The 20,219-nt window shown below is 70.9% G+C and carries 19 protein-coding genes and 2 pseudogenes; 6 read left to right on the top strand and 15 right to left on the bottom strand.

Features of this window, described 5'->3' with window-relative positions; all coding sequences use genetic code 11:
- Nucleotides 1-47 precede the first annotated feature (47 nt).
- From ABTX18_RS01445 to ABTX18_RS01405, 9 genes are all read right to left on the bottom strand, one after another.
- Nucleotides 48-734, bottom strand: coding sequence for a DUF3618 domain-containing protein (locus tag ABTX18_RS01445; protein ID WP_352120679.1), 687 nt, complete (start codon nucleotides 732-734; stop codon nucleotides 48-50).
- On the bottom strand, nucleotides 710-1,162 hold the full coding sequence (locus tag ABTX18_RS01440) for a phage holin family protein (RefSeq protein WP_352120678.1): 453 nt from the start codon (nucleotides 1,160-1,162) through the stop codon (nucleotides 710-712). Before ABTX18_RS01440 ends, ABTX18_RS01445 begins: the two co-directional genes overlap by 25 nt.
- Before the next feature lie 25 nt (nucleotides 1,163-1,187).
- Complete coding sequence (locus tag ABTX18_RS01435) at nucleotides 1,188-1,862, bottom strand: hypothetical protein (RefSeq protein ID WP_352120677.1); 675 nt, start codon at nucleotides 1,860-1,862, stop codon at nucleotides 1,188-1,190.
- Between the two features lie 381 nt (nucleotides 1,863-2,243).
- Nucleotides 2,244-3,215, bottom strand: coding sequence for a fumarylacetoacetate hydrolase family protein (locus ABTX18_RS01430; RefSeq protein ID WP_352120676.1), 972 nt, complete (start codon nucleotides 3,213-3,215; stop codon nucleotides 2,244-2,246).
- A gap of 72 nt (nucleotides 3,216-3,287) precedes the next feature.
- A complete protein-coding gene (locus ABTX18_RS01425; RefSeq protein ID WP_352120675.1) occupies nucleotides 3,288-4,220 on the bottom strand; it encodes a VOC family protein in 933 nt (310 codons plus the stop codon).
- Between the two features lie 4 nt (nucleotides 4,221-4,224).
- A complete protein-coding gene (locus tag ABTX18_RS01420; protein ID WP_352120674.1) occupies nucleotides 4,225-5,256 on the bottom strand; it encodes an amidohydrolase family protein in 1,032 nt (343 codons plus the stop codon).
- Complete coding sequence (locus ABTX18_RS01415) at nucleotides 5,253-6,395, bottom strand: FAD-dependent oxidoreductase (protein WP_352120673.1); 1,143 nt, start codon at nucleotides 6,393-6,395, stop codon at nucleotides 5,253-5,255. The genes ABTX18_RS01420 and ABTX18_RS01415 overlap by 4 nt, the downstream gene beginning before the upstream one ends.
- Nucleotides 6,396-6,418: 23 nt before the next feature.
- Entirely contained in the window at nucleotides 6,419-7,381 is a 963-nt protein-coding gene (locus tag ABTX18_RS01410) for a cyclase family protein (RefSeq protein ID WP_352120672.1), read from the bottom strand.
- Nucleotides 7,378-8,379 (bottom strand): fumarylacetoacetate hydrolase family protein, encoded by a 1,002-nt coding sequence (locus tag ABTX18_RS01405; protein ID WP_352120671.1) that lies wholly within the window; start codon nucleotides 8,377-8,379, stop codon nucleotides 7,378-7,380. The genes ABTX18_RS01410 and ABTX18_RS01405 overlap by 4 nt, the downstream gene beginning before the upstream one ends.
- Nucleotides 8,380-8,507: 128 nt before the next feature.
- Between ABTX18_RS01405 and ABTX18_RS01400 the strand changes: the two genes are divergently transcribed.
- Together ABTX18_RS01400 and ABTX18_RS01395 are read left to right on the top strand one after the other, a co-directional pair.
- Entirely contained in the window at nucleotides 8,508-9,440 is a 933-nt protein-coding gene (locus ABTX18_RS01400) for a LysR family transcriptional regulator (RefSeq protein ID WP_352120670.1), read from the top strand.
- Between the two features lie 143 nt (nucleotides 9,441-9,583).
- Entirely contained in the window at nucleotides 9,584-10,843 is a 1,260-nt protein-coding gene (locus ABTX18_RS01395; RefSeq protein WP_352120669.1) for a TerD family protein, read from the top strand.
- A gap of 45 nt (nucleotides 10,844-10,888) precedes the next feature.
- On the opposite strand, the gene ABTX18_RS01390 is transcribed toward ABTX18_RS01395, so the two are convergent.
- The 3 genes from ABTX18_RS01390 to ABTX18_RS01380 all read right to left on the bottom strand — a co-directional run bounded on the left by ABTX18_RS01390 (nucleotide 10,889) and on the right by ABTX18_RS01380 (nucleotide 12,443).
- A complete protein-coding gene (locus ABTX18_RS01390) occupies nucleotides 10,889-11,464 on the bottom strand; it encodes a DinB family protein (RefSeq protein ID WP_352120668.1) in 576 nt (191 codons plus the stop codon).
- Between the two features lie 64 nt (nucleotides 11,465-11,528).
- On the bottom strand, nucleotides 11,529-12,104 hold the full coding sequence (locus tag ABTX18_RS01385) for a GNAT family N-acetyltransferase (protein ID WP_352120667.1): 576 nt from the start codon (nucleotides 12,102-12,104) through the stop codon (nucleotides 11,529-11,531).
- Nucleotides 12,105-12,155: 51 nt separating this feature from the next.
- Nucleotides 12,156-12,443: a DUF1905 domain-containing protein gene (locus ABTX18_RS01380; protein ID WP_352120666.1), complete on the bottom strand. Its 288-nt coding sequence runs from the start codon at nucleotides 12,441-12,443 to the stop codon at nucleotides 12,156-12,158.
- Nucleotides 12,444-12,772: 329 nt separating this feature from the next.
- Between ABTX18_RS01380 and ABTX18_RS01375 the strand changes: the two genes are divergently transcribed.
- Complete coding sequence (locus tag ABTX18_RS01375; RefSeq protein WP_352120665.1) at nucleotides 12,773-14,587, top strand: ABC transporter ATP-binding protein; 1,815 nt, start codon at nucleotides 12,773-12,775, stop codon at nucleotides 14,585-14,587.
- 31 nt (nucleotides 14,588-14,618) lie between these two features.
- On the opposite strand, the pseudogene ABTX18_RS01370 reads toward ABTX18_RS01375, so the two are convergent.
- Nucleotides 14,619-14,774 (bottom strand): annotated as a pseudogene (locus ABTX18_RS01370) (helix-turn-helix domain-containing protein); the annotation flags it as partial.
- Between ABTX18_RS01370 and ABTX18_RS01365 the strand changes: the two are divergent.
- From ABTX18_RS01365 to gap, 3 genes and pseudogenes are all read left to right on the top strand, one after another.
- Nucleotides 14,725-15,446 (top strand): annotated as a pseudogene (locus ABTX18_RS01365) (M24B family metallopeptidase). The pseudogenes ABTX18_RS01370 and ABTX18_RS01365 overlap by 50 nt on opposite strands.
- Nucleotides 15,447-15,526: 80 nt before the next feature.
- A complete protein-coding gene (locus ABTX18_RS01360; protein WP_352120664.1) occupies nucleotides 15,527-16,483 on the top strand; it encodes a GlxA family transcriptional regulator in 957 nt (318 codons plus the stop codon).
- A 119-nt stretch (nucleotides 16,484-16,602) separates the two neighbouring features.
- A complete protein-coding gene (gap, locus tag ABTX18_RS01355; protein WP_352120663.1) occupies nucleotides 16,603-17,601 on the top strand; it encodes a type I glyceraldehyde-3-phosphate dehydrogenase in 999 nt (332 codons plus the stop codon).
- A gap of 70 nt (nucleotides 17,602-17,671) precedes the next feature.
- Here gap and ABTX18_RS01350 read toward each other — a convergent pair whose 3' ends face one another.
- Nucleotides 17,672-18,682: a beta-sandwich domain-containing protein gene (locus tag ABTX18_RS01350; protein WP_352120662.1), complete on the bottom strand. Its 1,011-nt coding sequence runs from the start codon at nucleotides 18,680-18,682 to the stop codon at nucleotides 17,672-17,674.
- Between the two features lie 23 nt (nucleotides 18,683-18,705).
- Nucleotides 18,706-20,157 carry a Gfo/Idh/MocA family protein gene (locus ABTX18_RS01345; protein ID WP_352120661.1) on the bottom strand — a complete coding sequence of 484 codons (1,452 nt, stop codon included), beginning with the start codon at nucleotides 20,155-20,157 and terminating at the stop codon, nucleotides 18,706-18,708.
- Between the last annotated feature and the right edge of the window lie 62 nt (nucleotides 20,158-20,219).

The following is a 20,219-nucleotide window of genomic DNA, read 5'->3' as shown; positions in this document are numbered from 1 at the left end:
CAGCTACCTCACTCGTCGCAGTCGCAGGAAGAGGGCACCGGTTCGGTTCAGCCCTGTCGGCGACCCGCTTGGTCGCGGGCCTGCTGGGCCGCGTCCTGGCCGACCTGGCGCAGACCGGTGGCGGCCTCCTGGCCGGAGGCCTGAGCCTGTTGCCTGGTCGCTTCCGCGGCCTCCCGGGCCGTGCTCTTCACCGACTCCAGGGCCTCGGTGGCCGGCCGGCGCATGCCTTCCTTGAGGTCCTGTGCCGCCTCCTGCGCCGTCTGCCTGGCCGGCCCCAGCAGTTCGTCGGAATGCTCACGGAGCTGGGATCCCGCCCGCTCCTCGGCGTCCGAGACCGGCAGGAGTGTGGCGGCGAGCATGCCGGCGCCGAAGGCGATGATCCCTGCGGCGAGCGGGTTGCCCTGCGTCCGCCTGGTCACCTGCTCCGGAGCTTCCTGCACGGACTGGCCGACCTGATCGGCCGTGCGCCGCACCGAGCCGCCCGCTTCCGCGGCGGTGCTCCTCGCGCTCCTCGCGAGATCCTGCGCCTTCTGCTGGGGCGGTGCACCCGCCGTGTGGTCGGCCGATCCCATCACGCGCTCCTTCAGGGCGGTCAGCCGGTGCTGTGCGTGGTCCGCCTTGCGCCGGGCCACCTTCCGCGGCGCCGCCTTGTCCGCGAGGCGGTCGACGTTGTGCGCCAACCGGGCCCGCGTGTCGTCCACTTCGTGCTTCAGCTCCTCCGGGTTCGTACCCATTGGGCATCCTCCTTCAACGTCTCCGCGGTCCGTTCCGGCTTGACCCGTACCGCGCGCATACGTGTGCGGCCGACAGCGAAGAGGACAGCGCCCACCAGCGCCCAGACCGCGGTCACGATGAGTGCGGCCCACGCGAGATCGACCACGTGGGCCAGGCCGAAGATGGCGGCCAGGCTGCCCGTCAACAGCACCAGGTGACCGGCATAGCCGGAACCGGCAAGCATGCCCCCGGCCTTGCCCGCCCTGGTCGCCTCCTGCTTGACCTCGGCTTTCGCCAGATCGATCTCGCTGCGGACGAGGCGGCTGAAATCGTCGCTGATCTCGCCGACCAGTTCTCCGACGGACGGATCCGCCGCCGGCATCCGAGTGGAACCGGAGGCGCCGGCGGTGTGCCGGCCGATGGTGTGCTCCGAAGAGGAAATAGCCACGACGCGGCCCCCTAACGGTTCTTGCTTACGGTTCTTGCGAGTCACGGGTGGGATACGGCTCCGCGGCCAGGAACGGTCCGTCCGGTGCGACCGACCCGCCGTAGGACGGCGTGGGCGACTGCCCGTCGGAACCGGGTCCGGGGATGTCGCTCAGCCGGTCGGGTGTGCCACCCGGCAGTCCGTCCTCACTGACCGCCGACGCCCACGTGTCCGACCGGGCGCCGTCGGCAGGCGCGGCCGCACCGCTGCCCGCGGCCTTCACCCCTTTGCTGAGGCGGGCTGCCGCGAATCCTGCCAGCGCGGCACCCGCGAGGAATGCTCCGGGCCGCCGGCGCGCGAAGTCCTGGAGATCACTGACGAGTCCCTCTGGTCCACGGCTCTCCAGCCCGCCGGCCAGCCTGCGGCCGCGATCGGCCATCTGCCGCACGGCACCCGTGACGGGGGAGTCCGTCCTGCCGCTCTCTCCCATGTCACCTAGGTCGTCGGCGAGTTGACGCACAGTCCCGGCCAGTCGCTGCGTCTGGGTCCGGGCCTGCTCCTGCAATTGATCACGTAGCTCCCCTGCGACATCGCGGGCCCGGGTCGAAGCCTCACCCGCCACGTCGCTCGCATGGTCCTTGGCGGTGCCGACGACGTCAGTGGTCTTCTCGCGCACCAGGCCCGCGCCCTCGTCGGCTCTGTCCTGGGCCGCTTGCTTCACTGCCGCCGCGGTGTTCTCATTCGGACGGTCTGAACCGTTGAAATCACTCAACGTTCCTCCTCGGTCGTCCTGAGCCACTGGCGCAGTTATGCCGTCGCCAGTCTGTCCGGGCGCACTGCCACACAGCGGGCGCGCTGCCAACGGGTACGGCAACGCGGCTACGTACGTACGTCGTAGCTCCTCACCCGGGAATGCGCACCGGAGGGCTCCGAGGGGGCGCGGTGACGAGAGTCCTGCGAGGAAACCGCGCAGTCCTGCGAGGAAGCCGCGCCCCGTCCTTCCCGGCCCTTCCGGCGCTCACTCCGGGCCGACCCGCTTCTTCAATTCAGCCTAGGCAGTCGTCGGCGATCGCACCTCCCGGGAGCTCGGCATCGGCCCCTTTCAGCGCCTCTCACGAGCGCGGCGTCGGCCGGCCGGCAGGGGGTGGGGAGTGGCGCCGGCGACGACGGTGCTGGTGAGCGTGCCGATTCCCTCGACGGCCAGGGTGACGGTGTCGCCCGGCCGCAACGGGGGAGGGGTCTGCTCGCCGCGCACGCCCCAGAGCTCCGCGAGGCAGCCGCCGTTGCCGCAGGTTCCCGACCCGAGGACGTCGCCCGGCACGACCCGGGTGCCCCGGGACGCGTAGGCGGTCATCTCCTCGAAGGTCCAGCTCATGTTGGACAGCAGGTCCTGGCCCACCGTGGTCCCGTTGACGGCGGCGGTGAGCGCCAGACGCAGGAAGCCGTCCGCGTCCCGGTACGGCTCCAGTTCGTCGGCCGTGACCAGGTAGGGCCCCAGAGTGGTGGCGGTGTCCTTGCCCTTGCAGGGGCCGAGGCCGACCTTCATCTCCGCCGACTGCAGGTCACGCGCCGACCAGTCGTTGAAGACGGTGTAGCCCACGATGTGGTCCCGGGCCTGCTCCGGGGTGAGGTCGCGGCCCTCGCGGCCGATGACGGCGCCGACCTCGAGTTCGAAGTCCAGGACGGCCGATCCCGGCGGCATGGGCACGTCCTCGTCGGGGCCGTAGACCGCATGAGGATTGGTGAAGTAGAACGTCGGTGCCGCATACCACTGCTCGGGCACTCCCGAGACGCCGTCGACGGACCGGCGCACCCCCTCGACGTGCTCCTCGAACGTGACGAAGTCCCGTATGGAGGAAGGCTGGAGAGGCGGCAGCAGACGCACCTGCGATACATGAGGACCGGTCGGCACGTCGAGTGCCGCCGCACCCGCGGCGAGCAGTCCGCGAAGGCCTTCGGTCTCCCGCAGCAGTGCGGCGAGCGAGGAGACGCCCGGCAGCGGGAAGAGGGTGCCGTCCTCCTCCACGACGGCAACTCGGCGGCGGTGCTGATGCTCGTAGGCGGCGAAACGCATGGCAGGAGCTCCTGGGAAAGGGAGGGGCGGCGTGCGCGGGGAAGGCCGCGCACGCCGCCGGGGAGGACGGGATCAGACGGGCGGGGCGACGAACACGCCTCGGTCGGGGTCGTTGAACGACTCCTTGGCGATGAGTTCGTTCATCGCGTTGGCGGTGCCCCACTGGTCGGTGACCTCGGGCCTGGAGAAGTCGTAGACGTGCGGGTGCCAGGTGTCCTCGTCGAGGTTCTCCAGCTCCGTCGTGTACTCGACGGTGTTGCCGTGCGGGTCGAGGAAGTACGTGAAGGTGTTGTCGCCCGCCATGTGCCGGCCGGGGCCCCAGATCTTCTTGAAGCCGGCGCGCATCACCCGGCCGGAGCCGCGCATGTACTCGTCGATGCCGCGCATCTCGAAGGAGACGTGGTGCAGCGCGGTGTGCGGTCCCTGGGCGATGGCCATCGAGTGGTGCTGGTTGCTGATCCGCATGAAGTGCATCACCTCGCCCATGTGCGGGGAGCTGAGCGTGTCGGAGAGGGCGAAGCCGAGGTGGCGCTCGTACCACTCCCGGGTGCGGTTGAGGTCGGGGGAGTTGAGGACGACGTGGGACAGCTTGACCGGGATCGCCTCCTTCTCCTCGATCCTGCGGTGCTGCCGCACCTCGACGTCGGCGGAGACCTCGATGGTGCGCCCGTCGACGTCGAAGAAGCGGAAGCCGTATCCGCCGCCCGGGGTGTCCACCTTCCCGGGCCGGCTGATCAGCTCCACGCCGCCGGCCAGCAGCCGCTCGGCGAGGGTGTCCACATCGGCCGGGTTCGCGGCGCCGTACGAGACGAGGTCGAGCCGCTTCTCCTCGGCCTGGCGCAGCCGTACGACGTAACTCTCGGGGGAGCCCTCGGCGGCGAGGAACGAGATTCCGGAGTCCTCGGCGACCTTGGTCAGGCCCCACACCCCGGCGTAGAAGTCGAGCTGTTTGTCGTAGTCGGGCACGGCCAGGTCCACGTGGCGCAGGTGGGTGAGCAGGCGCATGGGGTCAGTCCTTCCGGAGGAGGGCGGCGGCATTGCCGCCTCGGACGGCGTGGAGGTCGGAGTCGGAGAGCTGTGCGGCCCGCAGGGCGCCGACCGGGTCCTCGCTGCCCATGTCGAAGGGGAAGTCCGAGCCGAGGAGCACACGATCGGCCCCGGCGGCGCGGACCAGCTCGCGCAGGACGTGCGGGTCATGGACGAGCGAGTCGAAGTACAGCCGCCTGAGATAACTGCTGGGCAGGTGGGCGCAGCCGGCTCCCGCGTCGGAGCGCGCGGACCAGGCATGGTCGGAGCGTCCGATGTGGGTGGGCAGATAGCCGCCGCCGTGTGCGGCGATCACCTTCAGCGCCGGGTGGCGGTCGAGCACGCCCGAGAAGATGAGGTGGGAGAGCGCGACGGCGTTCTCGGTCGGCTGGCCGACGGTGTTGGACAGGTACCACCGGTCCAGTCGCTCGTCGAGCGTGCACCCGAAGGGGTGCAGGAACAGCACAGCGCCGCTCTCCTCCGCCCGGGCCCACAGCCGTTCGTACGCCGGGTCGGACAGCTCCCGCCCCGGCGCGTGGCTGGAGATCTCCACCCCGAGCAGTCCGTGCCCCAGGGCGTCGTCGAGGGCCTCGACGGCGAGGTCCGGATGCTGGAGAGGTACGAGCCCGAGCCCGCGCAGCCGTTCCGGAGCGGCCGCGCAGTGGGCCGCGGTGGCCTCGTTGGCCAGCCGCCAGACCTTCTCGGCCGTCGTCTCGTCCGCCCAGTAGTGGTAGTGCGAGGGTGACGGGCTGACCAGCTGCACGTCGACACCCTGCCGGTCCATCGCCGCCAGGCGCTCGGCGACGTCCGTCAGCGCCGGGATGCGCTCACGCACCATGGGCCCGCTCACCGCGAGGGCCTCGGCGCCATTGCGGCGGGCGTCCAGGGCCCTGGCCTCGTCATGACCGGGAAGGCCGGCCACGAGAGCGTCGATCTGCGGCAGCAGGACGTGGGCGTGCACGTCGATGGTGGGGGAGGGGTGGGCGGCAGCGCCCGACGAGGGGCGGGCGGTCACGGCAGCTCCCGGAGCATCGTCATGGTGCGGCCCATCAGGCCGGGGACGTCCGCGTCGCGTACGCCGTCCAGCTGCCACTGGCCGAGCTGGACGGACGCCTCGACCACCGGGCGGACCCGCGCGATCCGCCGCTCGTAGTACGCCTGGAGCAGCGCGTCGTCCCAGGTGTCCGACCCGGTCAGCAACTGGGCCAGGACCCATGCGTCCTCCAGCGACAGAGCGGCTCCCTGGGCGAGCGTGGGCGGACAGCAGTGCGCCGCGTCGCCGACGAGCACAACCCGGCCGCGATGCCAGGAGCCCTCCACCAGCATCCGGTCGAACCAGGTGTAGTTGACCGCGGCGGGGTCCGTGATGTGCTCGGTGATCTCCGGCCAGAAGCCGCCGTACGCGGACGCCAGACGGCGCATCTCGTCGGCGTACGACTCCGGCGGGATCGAGGCGCGGTCGCGGTTGGCCTCCACGACGTACGCGTACAGGGTGGTGTCGCTGGTCGGGCAGTAGCCGGCGATGTAGGCGGGTCCGCCGTAGGCGAGGTCGGTGCGGGTCACACCGGCCGGGCGCGGGGCGGCGATCCGCCAGATGGCCATGCCGGTCGGCTCGGGCTTCGCCGTGATGCCGAGCGAGGCGCGGGTGGTGGACCCCAGCCCGTCGGCGGCGACGACCAGGTCGTAGCGGCCCTCGGAGCCGTCGCTGAAGCGGACGCGGACACCGTCGGCGTCCTGGTCCAGAGTCTCGGCCGTGACGCCCAGGCGGACGGCGGCGCCACTGGTGCGCACGGCGTCGATGAGGATGCGCTGGAGCTGCGGCCGCTGCATGCCGACCGTGGCGGGGAGGTCGTCGCCGCCGCTGCGGACGTCGTCCTGCACATGCAGGACGGTCCCGTCGGGGGCGGTGATGCCGACCGAGGCGAAGCCGTACCCGGACGCCTCGACCTGCTCCCACACACCCAGCTCGCGCAGCACCCGCAGGGCGTTGCCCTGCAGGGTGATACCCGAGCCGGCGGTGGCGTTCCAGTCGTCCCTCGCCTCGATCAGGTGCACCTCGACACCCGAGCGGCGCAGCAGGAGCGTGACGGCGTTGCCGGCCGCGCCGCCCCCGATCACGAGGACCGAACGAGCCTCGTTGCGTGCTTGATTCATGGGGAACTCCCTTGTTCCTGAGGCTACTTGACGGCGATCGGGTTCACGGGTGATCCGACGGCTCCGGTGATGGGAAGAGGGGCGGCGGTGAGCCAGAACTCGTACACGCCATCGACCGCACAGTCCTCGGCGAGGGCGTCCAGGTCCCACATCTCACCGATCAGCAGACCGATGTTGGGAATGGCGACCTGATGCAACGGCTGGAAGGCGTGCTCGAACTCGTTGGGACGGACCTCGAAGCCCCAGGTGTCCGTGGCGATGGCGGCGATCTCGCTGCCGTGCAGCCAGCCCGCGGTGGTGAACGACAGTCCGGGGGCGGGGCCGCCGGCGTAGTCGCCCCAGCCGTCGCGGCGGACCCGGCTGAGCTGTCCGGTGCGGACCAGGACGATGTCGCCACGGCCGACGGCCACCCCCTGGGCCTCGGCGGTCGCCCTCAGGTGTTCCTCGGTGACCGCGAAGCCGTCGGGCAGCTCGCCGCCGTCGCCCATGCGGCGGCCCACGTCCAGCAGGACACCGCGCCCGGCGACGTGCGGGGCCATGTGCTCGATGCCGGTGACCAGGTCCCCCTCGGAGGTGACGACATGGTCGGCCCGCCTCCCGTTCCACGCCTTGCCGTGGTCGAAGATGTGGCCGAGCCCGTCCCACTGCGTGGAGCACTGCAACGGCATCGCGATGACGTCGTCGGCGCCGCCGAGGCCGTGCGGGAACCCTTGGAGACCGAGAGCCGCGTCGGTGCCGGTGTCGAGCATGGTGTGCACCGGATTGGTGCGACGGCGCCAGCCCTTCTGCGGCCCGTCCATGTCGAACCGCTGGGAGAGGGAGAAACTGGCGCCACGCCGGACGAGAGCGGCGCCTTCGCGGCGCTTCGCCGCGTCGAGGAAGTTGAGCGTGCCCAGCACGTCGTCCTCGCCCCAGCGGCCCCAGTTGGAACACGTCTTCGCGGCCCGGGCGATCGACCCCTCGGGGTCGTGACGGTCGAAGGTCACGAGGCATCCTGTGCGACACATCGCGTGCGCTGGGCGCCGAGACCGGTGACGGAACCGTCCATCACGTCGCCGTCGCGCAGCAGCCGGCCCCAGTGCATGCCGTTGCCCGCCGGGGAGCCGGTCAGCACGAGATCGCCCGGAAGCAGCCGGGCGCTCTGCGAGGCGTACGACACCATGCGGGCCACATTGAAGATCATGTCCTTCGTGGACTCGTCCTGCATGGTCTCGCCGTTCAGCTTCAGTACGAGGCGCAGATCGCTGGTGTCCGTGACCGACGCGGCGGGCACGATCCAGGGGCCGAGCGGGGTGAAACCGGGCGCGTTCTTGCTGCGCAGCCAGTCCGTACCGATCTGCGGCATGTCGCGGCGGAAGACCGTGGCGCGGTCCGTCAGGTCGTTGGCGATCGTGTACCCGGCGACGTACTCCAGCGCCTCCTCCTCGGACACCCGGTGCGCGGGCCGGCCGATGACCGCCGTCAGCTCCAGCTCCCAGTCGGGCTTCGCGGCCCACGCGGGGAGCACGACGTCGTCGTACGGTCCGGTGATCGCGCTCGGCAGGCCGATGAACACGTACGGCAGGTCCTCGGCCGCCCGGCGGTCCATGATCTCCGCGGCCTCGGCGCGCCGCTCCTCCTCGGGCCGGTCGTCGCCGGGGGCACGGTGGGCGACATGGAGGTCGATCACGTGCTGACGGTAGTTGGCGCCGGACTGGAACACCTGGCGAGGCTCGACCGGGGCGTGCACCCGGAAGTCCGCCAGGGGCCTGCGCTCCAAGCCGTCGTCGGCGGCCAGCCCGGCCAGCCGGGACGCCGCGGTGTCCCAGACCTCCAGCAGGCCGCGGACGCTCAGACGCGGGTCGGCGAAGGTCACGCGCAGGTCGAGGACCTGGGCGTCCGCCGTGACGAGCGCGGGGAACGCCGGTCCGTCCGGTTCCGACAGCGTGGCGAGGGCGAACGGTCCGGCGAACAGCGCGGACGCGGATTCAGGTTTCACGAACAAGTCCTCCTGATTGCGATGCGACTAATCTGGACCCGCCACCCGGGATCAGGGAAATCGATTCTATGGATGATCGGCATCCGTGCCGTTTATTCCTCCCTGGTGGGAGTCCTACCGCAAGGGGAAGTTCCGTGAATCTGGCCCGCCTCGACCTGAACCTCGTCGTCGCCCTGCGCGCCCTGCTCGAGGAGCGCAACGTCACCCGGGCGGGGCAGCGTGTCGGGCTCAGCCAGCCCGCGATGAGCGCCGCCCTGGCCCGGCTGCGCCGCCACTTCGACGACGAACTGCTGGCCCGCGTGGGCGGCCACTACGAGCTGACCGCCCTGGGCCAGGTGCTGCTCCACCGCACCGCGACCGCGTACGAGGTCATGGAGCGCCTCTTCTCCAGTCAGGCGACGTTCGACCCGGGCAGCGAGACCCGCGAGTTCAAGATCGTGGCGTCCGACTACGCCGTCGCCGTGTTCGGCACCGAACTCGCCAAGGTGGTGCACGAAGAGGCTCCCGGAATCCGGCTGCGGTTCGCCCAGACCCCGCCCACCGTCGTCGACGACACGGCCACCCTGCTGAGCGCCACCGACGGACTCCTCATGCCGCACGGCGTCATCAGCGACTTCCCCGCCACCGACCTCTACGAGGACCGCTGGGTCTTCCTCGTCGCCGACGACCACCCCAGCGTCACCGGCCGGCTGACCCGGGCGGACCTCGGGCGGCTGCCGTGGGTCACCTACCAGCGGACCTACGACGCCCCGGCGGTCCGCCAGCTCGGCATGCTCGGGATCGAGCCGCAGGTGGAGGTCTCCGTCGACAGCTTCCACCTGCTGCCGCTGCTGGTCCAGGGCACTCAGCGCATCGCACTCGTCCAGGCGCGCCTCGCCCGGCTGTTCGCCCCGCTCGCCGCCGTACGGGTCATCGAGCCGCCGTACGAGGCCGTCCCGCTGCGGGAGGCGCTCTGGTGGCACCCCGTGCACACGCACGACGCCGCCCACATCTGGCTTCGCGAGACGGCCGCCCGGGTGGGCCGGCGCATGACGGGAGGCCCCGCGCAGGAGGAGAGCGGGTTCTGATCCCGCCGTTCGGTTGCCGGCCGCACCGCGGCCCGGCTCGGCAACGTCCGCCGGGTGGAAGGCAATTCCCCCTTTCCGGGAGGGCGCCACGCCGAAGTTCCGTACCCTGCCGAAGTCGGCACGCCCCACGGAGAGGGACCCGCATGTCGTTGCGCAAGGGCGCCAACACACCGGTGGAGACCACCCGCTTGCGGGTGGAACTCGGGTGGCGCGAAGTACCCGGAGCCCCTGAAGTGGACGTCTCGGCCCTCCTGCTGACGGCAGCCGGCAAGGTCCGCTCGGACGACGACTTCGTGTTCTACAACCAGCCCGTCCACCCCAGCGGTGCGGTACGCCACGAAGGCAGACGCCAGGACGGCGGCGGTGCGGTCGAAACGATCCGCGTGGCGCTGGCGGAGGTGGAGCAGGAGATCGGGACGGTGGTGATCGCGGCCTCCACGGACGGCACCTTCGGCCAGGTGCCCGGGCTGTTCGTGCGGGTGCTCGACGCGGTGACCGGCGCCGAGGCGGCGCGGTTCAACGCCACGGACGCCACGACGGAGACGGCGTTCGTGCTCGGGGAGCTGTACCGGCGCAACGGGGCCTGGAAGTTCCGCGCGGTGGGCCAGGGGTACGCCTCCGGCCTGGCGGGGCTCGCCACCGACTTCGGCATCAGTGTCGACGAGCCCGCCCCGGCCGCGCCGGTGGCCCTGCCCCGGCCTGCCGCTCCGGCTCCGCCGCCCGCGCCGCTGCCCCCGGCTGCGCCGGCCGTCCCCGCTCAGCCGGTAGGTCTCTCGAAGATCACCTTGACGAAGAGCGCGCCTTCGGTGTCGCTGACGAAGCAGGGGGCGACCTCGGGAGGCATGCGGGTCAACCTCTCCTGGAGCGCCCGACGGCCACCGCGCGGCTGGATGAGGAAGGGACCGGAGGCCGTACGGCTGGAGGACATCGACCTCGACCTCTCCTGCCTGTGGGAGCTGCAGAACGGAGCGACGGGGATCGTCCACCCCATCAACAACCAGTTCGGCTCGTTCGGCCGGGAGCCCTACGTCGAACTGGACCAGGACGACCGGACCGGCACGAGCGAGACCGGCGAGAACTTGATGATCAACCTTGATCACGCCGCCCGGATCAAGCGCCTGCTGGTATTCGTGGTCATCTACGCCGGCGCGTCAAGCTTCGCCGGACTCCACGGAGTTGCCACGCTCTTTCCACCCGCAGGCCCGCCCATCGAGGTGCTCCTGGACGAATGCACCGTTCCCTCGCAGGTGGCCGCGATCGCGCTGATCGAGAACATCGGCGGGGAGCTGATCGTCCGGCGGGAAGCGAAGTACCTGCTGCCGCCGCCCGGCATCTTCAAGCAGCAGGCCGCGGATCTCGAGTACGGCTGGGGGCTGTCGTGGCAGGGTGCCAGTAAGGACTGACCGGCCGCGAGCCGTCCCCGGTGGCGGGGCCGGCTCGCGGCCCCCTCACTGTCCCACCCGCCCGTCGACGCACTCGCGCAACAGGTCGGCGTGCCCGCAGTGACGGGCGTACTCGTCGATCCTGTGCACCATCAGCTCCCGCACCGCGACGCCGTCCTTCCCCAGACGCTCGCCCAGATCGGGATGCCCGGCCAGTGCCGCGTCCAACTCACCCTGTTCACGCTCCAGATCGGCGTACGCGGCATCGACCAGGGCCTGATCGGCGACGGCTTCGTCGAAGTCCGCGTCGCTCCCGCCGTACAGCTTCGGCAGCGGATCGGCGTCGCTGATCCAGTTGCGCCAGTCCCGCTCCACCTCGGCGAGGTGACGGAGCAGTCCGAGCAGTGACATCGTCGACGGCGGAACCGACCGGCGGGCCAGCTGCTCCGCGTCCAGGCCCTCGCACTTCATCCGCAGCGTGAGGCGGTAGTCCCGCAAGAAGTCCTGCAGCGTGGCGAGTTCGCCCTCCGGCCCTGCCCCGCCGCCGTTGCTGTTACGGGGGTCGTCGTCCGGGTCCGCCCACATGTCGGGGTAGACGGTGGCGCGGGTCCATCGTGCGGGTTGCTCGCTCATGCGCGCCATGTTCGTTTCCGAGGCCCCTGTCCCGCCACTGCTTTTCTTCGTACACAGTGTCTACAGGCAGCTCTCAGGCCTGCCCGCGGAAGTCCAGCATGCAGAAGACCTTGTCGTAGCGGCGCTCGCCGACGGCGACGAAGTCGGGCAGGCGGCCGTATTCGCTGAAGCCCAGCGACCGGTAGAGGCACAGGGCACCGGTGTTGTCCCCACGGGCGTCCAGGGTGAGGACCTCGATACCCACCTCCCTGGCGTCGGTGATCAGAGCAGCGGTCAGCGCACGGCCGACGCCACGACCGTGGGAGGCGGCGTCCACCGCGATCTTCTCCAGATCGGCGTGCGGCCGATGGGTCGGCCGGGCGTGGCGGAGCCAGTAGCCCAGCCCGACCAGCCGACGGTCGAGGTAAGCGGCACGCAGGGCGCCGTCCCCGGCCCGCGCGGCGGAGACGACATGGCCGAGGAGTTCCGCCACCTCGTCCCGCGAGGGAGGTTCGACCCAGCCCAGAGCGGCGCCGCCACGCACCAGATCCGCGAGGATCCGGTGGGCCGACTCCGCGAACCGGGCCTCCAGCTCCGGATCGGACGTCACCTCCATGGCGTCAAGGATCGCGAGTTCAGGGGTCACACCGCTGGTCAGGGCCGGTTTCATGACCGGCAGCCTAACGAGCTCGTGCACGGAGCGGAGGCGCGGTGGTACCGGCTACAGGCGCACGGTCATCCGCACGGTCACGTCATCGCCTGCCGAGAGGCCCTGCGGCTGACGCACGGCGTTCTTGAGCGGCAGCAGGTAACCCCCGTTCCTGGGGAAGAGCGAGGTGGTGAAGGCCGTCTCGCCGATGTGCGCCTCGACGGGCACCGCGCCCCAGCCGTACGTGGCCATCGCGGCCACCTCGCGGATGTCGGCGGCCTGTTCCTCGGGCACGGAGGCGAAGTAGAACGGTGAGGGGCCCCGCCACTCGATGACGCGGCCGGTGAACACGACGTGCATGGGACGATCCGTTCGTCGGGGCGGGCCGGATTCCGGGCAGCGTACAGAGCGCGTGCCACGCGGCCGTGCACCAGAGCACCTCGGTGCGGGCAACCCGGCACCCGGCCGGGAAAAACGCTTGGACTCGGCGGCCGCCGGAGCGGGACACTGGAACCCCTCGCCCGACCCCCGCTCGTACTCACCCCGGCACACCGCCGCGCGCCGTGTGCCGCAGGACCACCCCGGCGAGGGCACTCCACTCGAAACCGCAGCTGCGCGCGGCCGGTGAGGCGGACGCCTCCTTCCGCAGCGGTACGTGGCGGGCTGCCGCACGACCACACAGGGTTGGTATGGGATCGCCTGAATCGCACGATGCTCCGGGCAGGGGCTCCGTGCTCCTCGCACTTCGTTACTACGGACGGGAGTTGACCCGCCGAAAACGGCTGACGTTACCCGCGATGCTGTTTCCGGCACTGGGCAACATCGGCATCAACTACATCGCGCCTCTCGTCGTCGCGAAACTCGTCGGCCACCTCGCCGGCGGCGGAGACGACGACATCGGCTCGATGCTCCCCTACGTCCTCGGCTTCGCCGCAACGCTGCTCCTCGCGGAGGCCTGCTGGCGCGTCGGTATCCACTTCCTCAACCGCCTCGACGCCCTCGGTATCGAGCACCTGTACGTGCAGGGCATGGATGAGCTGTATGCCAAGGACACCGCGTTCTTCCACGACAACTTCGCCGGGTCGCTCACCAAGCGGGTCCTGAGCTTCGCCTCCCGCTTCGAGGAATTCGTCGACACGCTGACGTTCTCCGTCGTGGGCAGCTTCGTACCGCTGATCTTCGGTTCCGTGGTGCTGTGGCGCTACGAACCCCTGCTCGTCGTCGTCCTGTTGACGATGATCGCGGTGACGGCGCTGTGCGCGGCCCCTCTCATCCGCCGCAGGCAGGCCCTCGTCGGGGAGCGTGAGGAGGCGATCGCCCGGGTGTCCGGCCATGTGGCGGACAGCCTGATGAACATGGACACGGTCCGGGCGTTCGCCGCCGAGAAGCGGGAGGCCGCCGAACACCGCTCCCGGGTCGCGGAGTCGCGGCGCCTCACGCTGCGGTCCTGGGACTACGGCAACCTCCGTATCGACACCCTGGTCGCGCCCATGTCCGTGCTGACCAACGCCGTGGGCCTGCTGCTCGCCGTGACGCTCAGCGGGGGCGGGAACGGGGTGGAGGCCGTCGTCGTCGCCTTCATGTACTACTCCAACGCGACCCGGATCATGTTCGAGTTCAACCAGATCTACCGCCGCCTGGAAAGCTCGATGACGGAGGCCGCCCAGTTCACCGAACTGCTGCTGACGCCGCCCGCCCTGCGCGACCCCGAATCGCCGGAGCCGCTGCTGCCGCGGGGGGCCGACGTCCGCTTCGAGCACGTGACGTTCGCCCACACGGGAGCGCCGCCGCTCTTCGAGTCACTCGACCTGTCCGTGCCCAGCGGTGCGAAGATCGGCCTGGTCGGCCGGTCCGGCGGCGGCAAGACCACTCTCAGCCGGCTCCTGCTGCGGATGTCCGACATCGACGGCGGCCGGATCATGATCGGAGGCCAGGACATCAGCAGACTGCGCCAGGCCGACGTGCGGGGCATGATCGCCTATGTACCGCAGGACCCGGCGATGTTCCACCGCACCCTGCGGGACAACATCGCGTTCGCCCGGCCGGAGGCCACCGACGCCGAGATCCGCCGCGCGGCCAAGGCGGCGCACGTCACCGAGTTCGCCGACGCGCTGCCCGAGGGCTTCGGGACCATGGTGGGGGAGCGGGGCGTGAAGCTGTCCGGCGGACAGCGCCAGCGGGTCGCCCTCGCCCGGGCGATCCTGCGCGACGCGCCGATCCTGCTCCTCGACGAGGCGACCAGCGCCCTGGACTCGGAGAGCGAGATTCTCGTCCAGGAGGCGCTGTGGCGGCTCATGGAGGGACGGACGGCGCTCGTGGTGGCACACCGGCTGAGCACGGTCGCCACCATGGACGGGCTCGTGGTCCTGGATCGCGGCCGGATCATCGAGCAGGGCACGCACCACGAACTGCTCGCGTCGGACGGGGCCTACGCGAAGCTGTGGCAGCACCAGTCCGGCGGCTTCCTCGAAGATCCTTCCCAGCCGAAGGCCGGCCTGATCTGAAGCCGAGCGGACGCGGTCCGGCCGCGTCCGCTCACAGCCATCCCGAGCGCTGTGCCTGCAGAGCCATCTGGAAACGGTTCGCGGCACCCAGCCGGGCCATCAGGACGGAGAGGCGACGGAACAGCGTGCGGCGGCTGATGCCCAACTCGCGGGCGATCACGTCGTCGCTCGCGCCGCCGGCGAGGAGCCACCTCGAGGGCAACTCCGTTGGCTACGGCACCATCTGCGCCGCGGGCGACCACGCCACGATCATGCACTGGACGGACAACGAGGGCCCGGTCCGCCCGGGCGAGCTGCTCCTGTTCGACGCCGGCGTGGAGACGCACACCCTCTACACCGCCGACGTCACGCGCACACTGCCGATCAGCGGCACGTTCACGCCCGTGCAGCGCAAGGTCTACGACGCGGTGTACGAAGCCCAGGAAGCGGGCTTCGCCGCCGTCAAGCCGGGTGCCGCGTACCGCGACTTCCACGACGCGGCCCAGCGTCACCTCGCGGTCCGGCCGGTCGAGTGGGGCTTCATCGAGGGCCCGGCCGAGCGCGCGTTCGAGCTCGGCCTCCAGCGCCGCTTCACCATGGCGGGCACCGGACACATGCTCGGTCTCGACGTCCACGACTGCGCGCAGGCCCGGCACGAGGAGTATGTCGGAGGTGCCTGGAGCCCGGCATGGTGCTCACCGTCGAGCCCGGCCTGTACTTCCAGCCAGACGACCTGACTGTCCCGGAAGAGTGGCGCGGCATCGGCGTCCGGATCGAGGACGACCTGCTCGTGACCGCGGCCGGGCACGAGAACCTGTCGGCGGGCCTGCCCCGCTCGGCCGACGACGTCGAGGCGTGGATGGCCCGGTTCGCGGGCTGAGCACCGGCAAAGGACCCGGCCGCGCCGACGGGCCACAGCCTGTTCTCCGGCGCGGCCGGGCCCCTCGTACCCTGAGTCCCGTGTCAGCCTCCCGTCTCCACCGCACCGCCGTCCTCGTGCTCGAGGGCGCCAAACCGCTCGACGTCGGAATTCCCGCACAGGTGTTCACGACGCGCGCGAGCATGCCGTACGAGGTACGGGTGTGCGGCGCGGCGCCCGGGCTGGTGGCCGGTGGCGACGGACTGTCGTACCACGTCGCCGACGGTCTCGACGCGCTGGAATGGGCCGACATCGTCTTCATCCCCGGCTACCGGTTCCCCGACCGCGACGACCCGCCGCGGTCCGTCGTCGACGCGCTCGTCGCCGCCCATCACCGGGGCGCGCGGCTCGCGGCCATCTCGACCGGGGCCTTCGCGCTCGCGGCCACCGGCCTGCTCGACGGCAGACGGGCCACGACGCACTGGCACTACGCGCGGGCGCTCGCGGCGAAGCACCCCCGCGTCCAGGTCGACGAGAACGTGCTGTTCATCGACGAGGGCAGCGTCCTCACCTCGGCGGGCGCCGCTTCCGGGATCGACCTGTGCCTGCACATCCTGCGCGGCGACCTCGGGGTGGCTGCCTCGAACCACGCGGCCAGGCGGCTGGTGGCCGCCCCCTACCGCAGCGGCGGCCAGGCGCAGTACGTGCCCCGCAGCGTGCCCGAGCCGCTCGGCGAACGGTTCGCCGCCACCCGCGAATGGGCACTGCACCGGATCGGTGAACCGCTCACCCTGGAGGCGCTCGCCCGGCACGCGGCGGTCTCGCCGCGCACGCTCTCGCGGCGCTTCGTCGAGGACACCGGCTACACCCCGATGCAGTGGGTCATGCGGGCCCGCATCGATGTGGCCCGGGAACTGCTGGAGCGTTCGGAGCAGAGCATCGAGCAGATCGCCGCGGAGACCGGACTCGGCACGGGCACCAATCTGCGGCTCCACTTCCAGCGGATTCTCGGTACGACGCCGAGCGAGTACCGGCGCACGTTCGCCCGGGCCGAGTAGCCCGGTGGGCCCGGTGGCGTGATGGCGTGATCCTTTCGAACCGTGGCGCTCACGCCGCTGCCGCGACGGGGTGCGGCGAGCGAACCTGGTGGCGTACCGCAGGGACGAAGGGACATCTCATGACTCGCATCGCCATCAATGGATTCGGCCGCATCGGACGCAACGTGCTGCGCGCGCTGCTGGAGCGCGACAGCGACCTCGAAGTCGTCGCCGTCAACGACCTCACCGAACCCGCCGCTCTCGCGCGGCTCCTCGCCTTCGACTCGACGTCCGGCAGGCTGGGGCGCCCGGTGACGCTGGAAGGTGACGTCCTCGTCGTGGACGGCCGTCGCATCAAGGTGGTCGCCGAGCGCGATCCCGCGCAGCTGCCGTGGGCCGCCCTCGACGTCGACATCGTGCTGGAGGCCACCGGCCGGTTCACCTCGGCGAAGGCCGCCCGCGCCCACATCGACGCCGGCGCGAAGAAGGTGCTCGTCAGCGCTCCCTCCGACGGCGCCGATGTCACGCTCGCGTTCGGGGTCAACACCGACGCGTACGACCCGGCCCTGCACACGATCGTCTCGAACGCCTCGTGCACGACCAACGCACTCGCCCCGCTGGCCAAGGTCCTCGACGAACTCGCCGGGATCGAGCACGGTTTCATGACGACGGTGCACGCCTACACGCAGGAGCAGAACCTCCAGGACGGCCCGCACCGCGATCCCCGCCGGGCCCGTGCCGCCGGTGTGAACATCGTGCCGACCACGACCGGCGCCGCCAAGGCGATCGGCCATGTGCTGCCGAACCTCGAAGGCAAGCTGTCGGGCGACTCGATCCGAGTCCCCGTACCGGTCGGCTCGATCGTCGAGCTCAACACGACCGTGGCCCGCGACGTATCGCGCGAGGACGTGCTGGCGGCCTACCGCGCCGCGGCCGAGGGGCCGCTCGCCGGAGTCCTGGAGTACTCCGAGGACGCGCTCGTCTCGTCCGACATCACGGGCAACCCGGCCTCGTCGATCTTCGACTCGGAGCTCACCCGTGTCGAGGGCCGGCACATCAAGGTCGTCGCCTGGTACGACAACGAGTGGGGCTTCTCGAACCGTGTCATCGACACGCTCCAGCTCCTCGCCAACGGCTGACCGGCCATCGGGGCCCCGCGGCAGGCGCTCGGCGCCGGCCACCGGGGCCCCGGCCGTTCGCGGACGACGCTCAGGAAGCGATCGCCATGTCGAAGAGATGGACGTTCCCGTTCGCGGGCAGGACCACGAACTCGACCGTCCTGGACGGATCCAGCGCGATCGAGTGGGCGAACACGCTGTACTTCACCGTGGCGTTGCCGTACCCGTCCGGCCGGTTGCGGCCGTCCGTCGACTTCACCAGGGTCGCCCCGTGTGCGTCGACCGGGTCGAACGACCAGTTGGGGAAGCCGAACACGCCGGTGGTGGAGGTGCCGTCGGTGTAGAAGACGGTGGCCGTGCCCGTGGCGCCGCTGCCGACTCCGGAGCCGAGGAACACCAGCTTGGACCCCTGGCCCGCCAGGGCGACGGCCTGCCCGGCGCTCGACACGTTGTCCTTCGTGCCGGCCGGCACGTCCGGCCACGTCAGCGTCGCGCCCAGCGCGTCGACCTTCGCCCCGGGCGTCAGGCCGACCGCGGCGAGCTTCTGCGCCGAGAAGCTGTTGCCCTCGCCGTCGTAGTTCCCGGCCGTCGTGGCGGACTCGTCCGTGATCGCCACCCCGTTGTACGCCGCCGCGAGGTTCGCCTGCGGTGATCCCGAGCGGTCGGTCCGGGTGCCGGTGGCCGTTCCGAGGCCGTCGCCGCCCTGGTACGTCGCCGTCGCCGTGAACGTACGGATCACGAACCCGGACCGCTTCTCCGGCACCTGGATACGGAAGGTCGCGGAGGCCGAGGCACCCGTGGACAGCGAGCCGGCCACGCCGGCCACGGAAGGCTGGACCGCCCATCCGACGGGCCCGGCGAACGACACCTCGAGTGAACGCAGGCGCTGCGGCGCGGAGTTCTTGACCGTGACCTTCACCGTCGCGATGACCGGCCCGTCCAGGTCCACCGGGGAGACGGTCACCTCGGTCTGCGACTCGGCGGCCGCGGTTGCCGCCGTGGCCGGGGCCGGCGCGGCCGAGGCGGCCTGCGCGGGAAGGAGCAGGAGCGCGGCCGCCACGGCGGCGGCTCTGAGCGGGTTGATCAGTCGGGCCGTTCGCATGGCGTGCTCCTTGAAGAGGGAGGTCATGGGGCGACGGGAGGCATCTCGGTGGTGCGCGAGTCGAGGCCCATGCGCAGATTGACCCAGGAGCCGCGGGTGAAGTCGGGGATCTCCACCGGACGCCCCTTGGCGGCGAGGGACATGACGCTCAGCGGAACCGGCGCACACCAAGAGGCGGAGTCGTACACGTCGATGTCGGGTACCAGCCCCGCCCGCATCAGCTGGACCGTGCGCCACTGCAGGACGTAGTCCATGCCGCCGTGACCGCCGTTCTCGGCCTCGTCGCCGAGTTTCTTCCACAGCCAGTGGTCGAACTCCTTGCGGTACGTGTCGAAGTCGCGCCAGGTGTCGCCGCTGTGATCCGGCTCGACGTAGACACGTGCGTCGGTCGTCGACGTGCCCGCGTAGTCCTCGAAGATGCCGCGGCTGCCGACGAGCGAGTTGATCCGGCTGTACGGGCGGGGAGCGCTGACCGCGTGCTCGGCCCGGATCGTCCGCCCCTTCGCCGTCCGGATCTGACAGGTGACCAGGTCGCCGTTGACGTACGTCTCGTTCCACGACGGATGGGACTTCGGCATGAAGCGCTCGCGGTAGTCGGCGAGCCCCTTCGGGGCCGTCGCGGTGGCCGTCAGCGTGGTCATCCGGTCGCCGCGGTTGATGTCCATGGCGGCGGCGATGGGGGCCAGGCCGTGCATGGCGTAGAAGGACGCCGTGGAGCGGGTGTGCCACAACCGCCGCCAGGAGTCGGTGTAGTAGGTGTCGGAGAACAGCAGCGCGCGCAGGTCGTGGAGGTATCCGCCGTGCCCGTTGGTGAGCTCGCCGAACAGGCCCTCGTGGCCCATCTTGAGCATGGCCAGCTCGTTGCGGCCGTAACTGCAGTTCTCGGACAGCATCAGGTTCTTGCGGGTGCGCTCCGAGGTGTCCACGAGGTCCCAGAGCTGGTCGAGCTCGGTCGCGATGGGAAGCTCGACGACGACGTGCTTGCCCGCCAGAAGTGCGGCCTTGCCCTGCTCGAAGTGGAACTCCCAAGGCGTCGCTATGTAGATGAGATCGATGTCGTCGCGCTCGAGCATCTCGGCGTAGCTGCCCGCCGAGCCGCCGTACTCCGCCGGACGCGGCTTTCCGGCCGTCACCAGCCGGTCGGCGGTGCGCTTGGCGCGGTCGGCGCGGATGTCGCAGACCGCGGTCACCACGCAGCCGGGGATGACGGACCAGCCGGTGGTCATCCCGGAGCCCCGGTTGCCGAGCCCGATCACGCCGACGCGCACCGTCGCGCAGGGCTCGAACGGCACATTGACCATGGACTTCTGGCCCGGTTGCCGACGGGGAGCGGCCGCGGAGGTGAGTGCGGAGGCTGCCGCGGAACCGGGGACCGCCGAGGCAGGCGCGGCCGATCCGATTCCGGCGACGAGCGCCCCGGTGGCCAGCGTTCCTCCCAGAACCAAACGGCGTGACACTGCAGGGATTTGAGGCATGCGACAGGGCTCCTCGCTACGCGACCGGCATCACTGGGCGGCACGACTCTCGCGGGAACGAC

The organism is Streptomyces sp. NPDC096323, from assembly GCF_040302845.1.
Classification (GTDB): domain Bacteria; phylum Actinomycetota; class Actinomycetes; order Streptomycetales; family Streptomycetaceae; genus Streptomyces.
This window is presented reverse-complemented; position numbering and strand designations above follow the sequence as displayed.